At 40.0% G+C, this 8,049-nt stretch carries 6 protein-coding genes and 1 pseudogene; 1 reads left to right on the forward strand and 6 read right to left on the reverse strand.

Annotated features, from left to right (window positions below; translation table 11 throughout):
• Nucleotides 1–122 (reverse strand): annotated as a pseudogene (locus tag ACFIO3_RS05630) (MFS transporter); the annotation flags it as partial.
• A 500-nt stretch (nt 123–622) separates the two neighbouring features.
• Nucleotides 623–1,864, reverse strand: a complete 1,242-nt coding sequence (ispG, locus tag ACFIO3_RS05635) for a flavodoxin-dependent (E)-4-hydroxy-3-methylbut-2-enyl-diphosphate synthase (RefSeq protein WP_375606576.1) — start codon at nt 1,862–1,864, stop codon at nt 623–625.
• 851 nt (nt 1,865–2,715) lie between these two features.
• On the opposite strand from ispG, the gene ACFIO3_RS05640 reads away from it, so the two are divergent.
• The gene (locus ACFIO3_RS05640) at nt 2,716–3,000 is read left to right on the forward strand and encodes a hypothetical protein (RefSeq protein WP_375606577.1); all 285 of its coding nucleotides are present in this window, start codon (nt 2,716–2,718) and stop codon (nt 2,998–3,000) included.
• 701 nt (nt 3,001–3,701) lie between these two features.
• Here the strand turns inward: ACFIO3_RS05640 and ACFIO3_RS05645 are convergent.
• The 4 genes from ACFIO3_RS05645 to atpD form a co-directional block, all read right to left on the reverse strand.
• The gene (locus ACFIO3_RS05645) at nt 3,702–4,709 is read right to left on the reverse strand and encodes an HlyD family secretion protein (RefSeq protein WP_375606578.1); all 1,008 of its coding nucleotides are present in this window, start codon (nt 4,707–4,709) and stop codon (nt 3,702–3,704) included.
• 30 nt (nt 4,710–4,739) lie between these two features.
• Nucleotides 4,740–6,368, reverse strand: a complete 1,629-nt coding sequence (locus ACFIO3_RS05650) for an MFS transporter (protein ID WP_375606579.1) — start codon at nt 6,366–6,368, stop codon at nt 4,740–4,742.
• A 24-nt stretch (nt 6,369–6,392) separates the two neighbouring features.
• A complete protein-coding gene (gene atpC / locus ACFIO3_RS05655) occupies nt 6,393–6,809 on the reverse strand; it encodes an ATP synthase F1 subunit epsilon (RefSeq protein WP_375615019.1) in 417 nt (138 codons plus the stop codon).
• Between the two features lie 109 nt (nt 6,810–6,918).
• Nucleotides 6,919–8,049, reverse strand: a 1,131-nt coding sequence (atpD, locus tag ACFIO3_RS05660) for a F0F1 ATP synthase subunit beta (RefSeq protein WP_375704185.1), incomplete at its 5' end; no start/stop codon positions are given.

Here is an 8,049-nt window from a genome sequence, read left to right on the forward strand (position 1 = left end):
GACTTAATGATCCCGATATCAATAAGAGTTAGCCCTTTTTCAAGCATATAAAAGACAATAAAGGCACCTGTTAAAATTCTTATACCGTTAAATAAAAATCCAAATGCTAATATACTGGTCATGCATTCCCCCAATAACACCCAAAAAGGCACCATATACATCATTTTATATCAATATAAAAAGCTTATATTTCACGACAAATAGAGCAATAACCGCTATAAGGATCTCCAATCCTATCAATTTGATACCCCGAAAAATTCTGGGAAAATGCCTAAAAAATCAATAAACAATGTTCTTTCTATAATTTGACATTTGTCAAAATCCGCTAAATATTTCACTGTCTCAAAAGTAGCCCAAAAACCAGCAACAACATTTACGGATCTATTAAAGTATTCATATCATTTTGCTTAATAGTCTTAACACACTCAAGCTCATTAATATCCTTCATAAGCTTCTCATTCTAAAACAGGCATATCATCTGGTTTTACCTAAAATAATAAGCAACCAACAACAGTATTGACCATAGCTAAAGCAGCACACAACAGCACCCTCTTCACATTGAAGACAGCTTGTTTAAAAAAACGATACACCCTTTTTACTTCAACCTTATGCGATTTTTACCTCAACCTTGCCCAAAGCGTGTATGAATATAATCACTCAAAAGCGCTTCAAATTCTTCAGCAATGTGATCACCCCGCAAAGTTTTTACCTTTTGTCCCTCAATAAAAACAGGTGCCGCTGGACTTTCCCCCACTCCAGGCAAAGAGATTCCAATATCCGCATGTTTTGACTCCCCCGGTCCATTGACGATACATCCCATCACAGCCACCTTCAAACTTTCAACCCCAGGATATTTTTCACGCCAAACGGGCATATTTTTGTGTAAATCCGCTTCAATTTTTTGTGCCAATTGCTGAAATACTGTCGAGGTCGTGCGACCACATCCAGGACAAGCAGCAACAACAGGCAAAAATTGTCGAAACCCCATTACTTGCAAAAGTTCTTGTGCAACTTTGACTTCTCGTGTTCGATCACCACCAGGTTCAGGGGTTAATGAAATTCGTATCGTATCACCAATCCCTTGCTGTAATAAAATGCCCAAAGCCACCGAAGAAGCTACAACCCCCTTTGTTCCCATCCCTGCTTCTGTCAAACCCAAATGGAGTGCATAATCACAACGCTCTGCCAGGGCAATATAGACAGCAATAAGATCTTGGACATCACTCACTTTAGCAGAAAGAATAATTTTATCACGTCCCAATCCTAACTCTTCTGCTAAAGCAGCCGAAAGCAAAGCCGACTGAACAACAGTTTCCCGCATCACTTCAGCCACAGATAAGGGTTTTTCTTGCTGTGCATTTTCATCCATAAGCCGTGTTAACAACGCATTATCAAGAGAACCCCAATTCACACCAATGCGAATAGGTTTATGATACCGACAAGCAATCTCTATAATTTCCGCAAATTGGCGATCTTTTTTTGCACCAAAGCCAACATTTCCAGGATTGATGCGATATTTTGCAAGCGCCTCAGCACACGCAGGATGCTCTGATAAAAGCTTATGACCAATATAATGAAAATCCCCCACCAATGGGATAAAAAAACCTAACCTCTCCAATCGCTCCCGTATTTTTGGGACAGCAGCTGCTGCTTCATCGCGATCAACAGTAATCCGAACCAATTGAGATCCAGCTTGCCAAAGAGCAGAAACCTGCGCAACAGTTGCATCAACATCCGCTGTATCTGTATTGGTCATTGACTGGACAACAATCGGGCTCTCCCCCCCAACGATCACATCACCAACAGCAACACCAACAGACCGACGACGCTCAAGTGGTTTAGATAAAGGATAGGTCGTACTCATCAAGTCCTCAAATTTTTAAAACCTGCGCTATCAATCATCGTTTATATCGACTTCCTCCGCGCTTCAAAGGACGAAAATTACACCGCCCACCAATCTTAACAGATTGCTCTCAAAAGGTTCTACCTACTAACACTGATGCAATACAATTCATAGGTGGATTCATTCTATAGACGCACCGGATAAGTTCTACTACTTCTGTTCAAGTTTATACTTCTACACTTGGTTGCTTCAAAAAGAAACTGAAACAAAACAGAGACAATACTGTATTTTTAAGTTGCATGCCGATACCTTACATCAATGTCATCACAAAACAGTGTTTTACAACACAACAGATAACGCCTAACAAAGCGCAATTTTTAAAAATGCATGAAAGACATCGCCAAATTAATCCAACATATTGATTTGTAATAATCTATTTTTTACAAATTTAAATGGCAAACCCAAATATCGTAAGATTTCCTCATTTTAAATCTTCTTAATTGAATCAATCAATGCCACTCCCTACAGCCACAAGAGAATAGATAGATAAAAATTTCTTATAAACTATTTCAAGTGCCAAAAGTTATCCCAACACTTTAAACAAACAAAAAAATGAAGACATCGCCCACCATCTTTATGAATGAACCTTACACCATTTTGTAAAAATTTTTACCTTACATCCTTAACAAACACCATCACGAAATGAACTCGAGTACATTAAAAAATGCCTCATTAAACCCAAACTCTTAACTATCATCTCACCCACGCGCGGCATGATCAATGCAACCTTTCAATTTTCAAGCCGTTATAGCAAAACCCCAAACACAATTCCAACGATCATGCAACAATTTAACATATGAAGGAGTCAATAAATGTGTCTATTTTCACCCCATAGAAAAAATGCTAAAATTAAAAAACGTATAGCACAATTAAAAAGAGAGCTGGTTCCCGTAAATTATTGGAGTTCTCAAAATGATAGCTTTGAAAACATTTCTGAGCTGTTTAACACATGGAAACAAAAAGGCCGTCACGCACTTTATCACCTCAACGAACATGCTACAGAATTAAAGAAAAAAGCGAAAGAAAATCCTAAAAAAACCCTCGCATTAGCAGCAGGAGTCGTTTTAGTAAGCTTCTTGCTGATCCGTAAAAATTAATAACACAAGCAACAACCTCCCCTTTTAATGCCCGACTCAAAACGGGCATTTTTATGGTTTACAAAATATAAACTTTACGTCTTCCTCCTAACTTTACGCCCTCTCCCAAAAGGATAAGTTTTTCATCCGCCTCATCCGTCTTTGACTTCCTCCCCACACCTCAAAGAATGGAGATTCCTACCAGTCACCGGACTGTCAACAGTCCAGCATCTCTCGGCAGGCTTCACCTGCTGACCATTTACGCGGTTCACTTTATAGGCGCGATAGACAAGCCCTGCCCTGAATACTGATCACGATATCTAAAAAACACTTAATATGTAAAGCTTGTAATGCCTTATATCACCGCTCTAAAAAACGCTGTTTTACGGCATAACAGGATAATCCAACTTTTTATCTCGCAGACTCTTCCGCTGTCCACCCATGTGGTTCGTATCACCTCACCTCAAAGGACAGTGTTGTGCAAAACCACAGGCAAAGCTTCCAATACTCCATCCCCCTACTGAGTTACTTCAAAAGAAATAGAAACGATTAAAAATGCATGCGCTTTAATGTTCTAAAAAGCATTATTTTACAGCATAACAAATAAGAACTTTAAGAGCTTTAAAAGATGTATCATAACAAACCAAACGAAATCTTCCAACGTAAACAACCACTTGCTATAAGTAAATGACGCAAAAATTAAACTGAAAAAACCCAAAATTTTATCCTCCAGAATCGACCCGTTGCGAAGTATCTACATACGTAACCACGGACATCCCAGGGATGAGCTTTTCAATTCCTTCCTGCCCAGGATCTAAAGCAATCCGTACTGAAATACGTTGCGCAATTTTGATAAAATTACCAATAGTTGTATCTGTTTTTAACAATGAAAACTCTGAGCCTGTAGCAGGTGCAAAACGAACCACACGCCCTGTTAACTTTTTGTTGTTCAATGCATCAACAGAAAAAACAACCGGTTGTCCCACACGCATCTGAGAAAGTTGCGTTTCCTTATAATTAGCAATAATCCAAATATCATCAGAAATAACAGAAACCAATTGTGTCCCCGGCATAACATATTGCCCTACCCGCGCTCCAACTAATCCAATATAGCCTGTTCGAGGAGATAAAATCTTTGTGTGATCGAGATTAAGTTTTGCTAACTCAACACTCACCTTTGCTCCCGCAATTTCTGACTGTAAACTTTGCCGTTCAAGATTTAATTGTTTTTGCAATTGTCGTTTTGTTTCCAATGCCGTCAAAAGTTGTGAAAGAGGACGAGAAACAGAACTTGCCGTATCACCAAAACCTAACTTTTTACTTTCAGGGACAATATTGGAGAATGCTCGTGAACGCGCCAATTCGACTTCTGCAGCATTAATTTCGCCCTGCAAAAGCTGTGCTTGCAATTCAATACTTGCTAGTTTTGCATTTTTTGAATCGAGAATAGCCTGTGCCCGTGCAAACTGCTGACGAAAAAGAGAATCATCGAGCTCAAAGAGCAACATTCCCTTTTCAACGCGTTGATAATCTTGCACATAAATCCGCGCGATCACCCCAGAGATCTGTGAACTAACCAGCGTAACATTGCCCTTAATGGAAGCATTATCCGTTATTTGGATGTGACTCACAAAAGGAGGAAGTCTCCAAGCCCATAAAATCAGTAAAACACCCGTAATACCTGATAGGAATGCAATAATTGTAGCTTTTGATCGTAATGCTTTTATCATTTTTTGCACCCCTCTTTCTATGACATTACTCTACTTTTCTAATGCTCGCAAAGAGCATGACTTAACAATCATTGTGACAAGAAAAATAACGAATGCAATCATTGAAATATAAAAATAAAGCCTAAAAACGTCATCATAAGCAAAAATATTTGCTGTTAACTTAAATTTTTCTATCAACATAGAAGTACCCTGCTCACTCCCCAAGCCATTGGGAACAGAGACACCATAAGAAGGCGAAAACAAAGTATTCATCTCACCAGAAATAAGTGGATCAGTAACAACAATATTTTGCGTTAAAGACTCAAAGTTCTTATGGGCAAAATAAAACTGTAGGCTGCCAAAAAAAGCAGACCCCATCAATCCCCCTGTCACTTGCGTTAACAAAAAAACAGCAATAAAGCTTAAAACATAACGCGGACCTCTCTCACCAGCGAGCACAAACCCTTTGAAAAGAGCAGGCGGCAAAAACAGTGCATAACTAAAACTCACCAATCCTTGGCTCAACATCATATCTTGCGGACGCGTTAAATGGTTTACACGACTATCTAAATAAGCTCCCAGCGCCAAACAACCCAAAGATAACAAATAAAAATAATCCTCACGCCCCGCTCGTAAAAAAAAGACGCAAACAGCTCCCCCTAACAAAATACCTAGTACCACAGCAAGATACATGGGCGCCATCTCACGATTAAGCAAACCAAAAAGATTAAAAAAGCCTACGGGCAAATTTGACCGTTCTAACAAGAAAACATGAAAGATAAATAAAATAAAAACAGATTGGACCATTTCCTTACTGAAAATCCACCGGAGATCAATCAACGGTTTTTCTCTATTAAGCTCAATAATAATAGCAATAGCCAATGAGAAAATGGCAAGTGCGAGCCCCCAACCAATCCATGGTGCTTCATACCACCAATACAATATGCCAACAGACATAATCACGGCATTTAATCCAAGACCAAGAGCAATCAAACCATAGCTTATCCAATCTAACTTTTGAATCACCTTACTGCGAACAACAGGCGTTAGGGGCAAAGTATAGATACAAACCAAGCTGATGAGAACCAATCCCATTTCCAGCGCGGAAAGACTGGAAAAACCACCATGTTCCAGCAAATCAGGAGAAATCAAACGTGATAAAGGTGCCGCTAAAGCAGCATTCATATAATTCAAGCTAAGACCAATAGTAAACTTCTTTGCTGGAGCAAAAGCCTCCATCATATAAAGCAGAGCAAGCGAAGCCAAAGGTGCAGCAGCAATCCCAGCGAAAAAGCGAATAATCAATGCAGAACGCAAATCCGTAACAAAGAGCTGTAAAACACAAACCAAAACGAAGCCAAGGATTGATAATTCAGCAAAAGCGCGCAACCCAAATTGATAGCGAATTTTGATCAACATAATCGCTATACTTACATTTGGCGCCATATAAGCCGCTACCAACCATGTTGTCTCGGTCAAAGTTGCGTGAAAATCACCGGTCAGATGGACAATGTTAGACTGAACAATATTAGCCCCTAAACCATAAGCCCATTGCAAAATAAGAGAAGCCAAAATATAAACAAAGCACTTTGGCAAAGGCCCTGCAAAAACACGACCAGGACGAGGAAAAGGTTTTCCGCTCCTTTTAGCAGACACAACCGTACTCTTTTTCCCGCTCATGTCACCTTTTCCTGTCTACCCTTGCTACGCCTCTATTAACGAAGAACCATCAGCTGACAATTGCTGGAAAAAAGCCTCTATTTTATGTTTATCCTCATCACTTGCTCCCCCCTTTAACGTCGCTTGAACTTGCAAAATCTGCTGTTCTAATACATCAAAAGAAAGATGCTCTACAGCCACAACATGCTCTACCAATAAAGAGCAGCCTGAAAAGGTAATATTTGCAACACCTCCACATACAGCAAATAATTTCTCACCTAAAGAAGTGCGAACACGAACATTGCCCAACACAATACTTGCCACCAATGGCGCATGATGCGCCATAACTGTTAAAGAACCTGAAGCTGAAGGAAGAACAACAGACACGACCTGATCTGAAAACACAATTTTTTCAGGCGATACAAGCTCAAACAAAAAATGCTCTTCTCTATTGTTTTCCACAAAAGTCTCCACAATACCCGATATAAGGACTTTCCGTTTTTTTCAACGACTCGTACTTTTTAACGACAAAATATTCATGACAGTTTTCTTCTTAATAAGAAATTTCCTACTAAGAAGCCTCTGCCATAAGACGCTTTCCTTTTTCAAGTGCTTCATCAATCGAACCAACCATATAAAAAGCAGCTTCTGGCAAATCATCATAATCGCCAGCACAAAGACCTTTAAAACCTTTGATTGTCTCTTCTAAAGGGACGAGTTTTCCCGGTGAACCAGTAAAGGCTTCCGCCACATGGAAAGGTTGCGAAAGGAAACGTTCAATTTTACGTGCCCGTCCCACCAGCAATTTGTCGTCTTCAGAAAGTTCATCCATTCCAAGAATAGCAATAATATCCTGAAGTGCCCTATAACGTTGTAAAATAGTTTGCACTTGACAAGCAACCGTATAATGCTCTTCCCCAACAATCAATGGATCCAACATACGCGAGAAAGAGTCAAGCGGATCAACCGCTGGATAGATTCCCTTTTCAGCAATAGAGCGCGAAAGAACTGTCGTTGCATCCAAATGGGCAAAAGACGTTGCGGGTGCTGGATCTGTCAAGTCATCTGCAGGAACATAAATCGCTTGAACAGAGGTAATAGAGCCTGTTTTTGTACTGGTAATACGTTCTTGCAAAGCCCCCATATCCGTTGCCAAAGTTGGCTGATACCCCACAGCAGAAGGAATACGCCCTAAAAGAGCAGACACCTCAGCTCCTGCTTGCGTGAAACGGAAAATATTATCCACAAAGAAAAGAACATCTTGTCCTTCATCACGGAAACTTTCCGCAATTGTCAATCCTGAAAGAGCCACACGCGCACGTGCTCCTGGGGGTTCATTCATTTGCCCGTAAACAAGCGCACATTTTGATCCTTCCGTTGAACCATTATTCTCTCTTGGATTCACATTCACGCGACTTTCGATCATTTCATAATAAAGATCATTTCCTTCACGCGTACGTTCTCCCACACCAGCAAATACGGAATAACCACCGTGTGCCTTTGCAATATTGTTTATAAGTTCCATAATGAGAACGGTTTTTCCAACACCAGCACCACCAAATAAGCCAATTTTACCCCCTTTAGAATAAGGAGCTAACAAATCCACGACTTTAATACCAGTGACGAGAATTTCTGAAACCGTTGATTGCTCAACATATTCAGGCGCTTCTTGGTGAATAGAACGCGTTTTAGTTGCAGGAAT

Source organism: Bartonella sp. AD328YNZD, from assembly GCF_042196425.1.

Excerpts from the sequence above, each read along its gene's own strand:
- ispG (WP_375606576.1), bottom strand. The coding sequence starts at position 1,864 with ATGAGTACGACCTATCCTTTATCTAAACCACTTGAGCGTCGTCGGTCT.
- ACFIO3_RS05640 (WP_375606577.1), top strand. The coding sequence starts at position 2,716 with ATGTGTCTATTTTCACCCCATAGAAAAAATGCTAAAATTAAAAAACGT.
- ACFIO3_RS05645 (WP_375606578.1), bottom strand. The coding sequence starts at position 4,709 with ATGATAAAAGCATTACGATCAAAAGCTACAATTATTGCATTCCTATCA.
- ACFIO3_RS05650 (WP_375606579.1), bottom strand. The coding sequence starts at position 6,368 with ATGAGCGGGAAAAAGAGTACGGTTGTGTCTGCTAAAAGGAGCGGAAAA.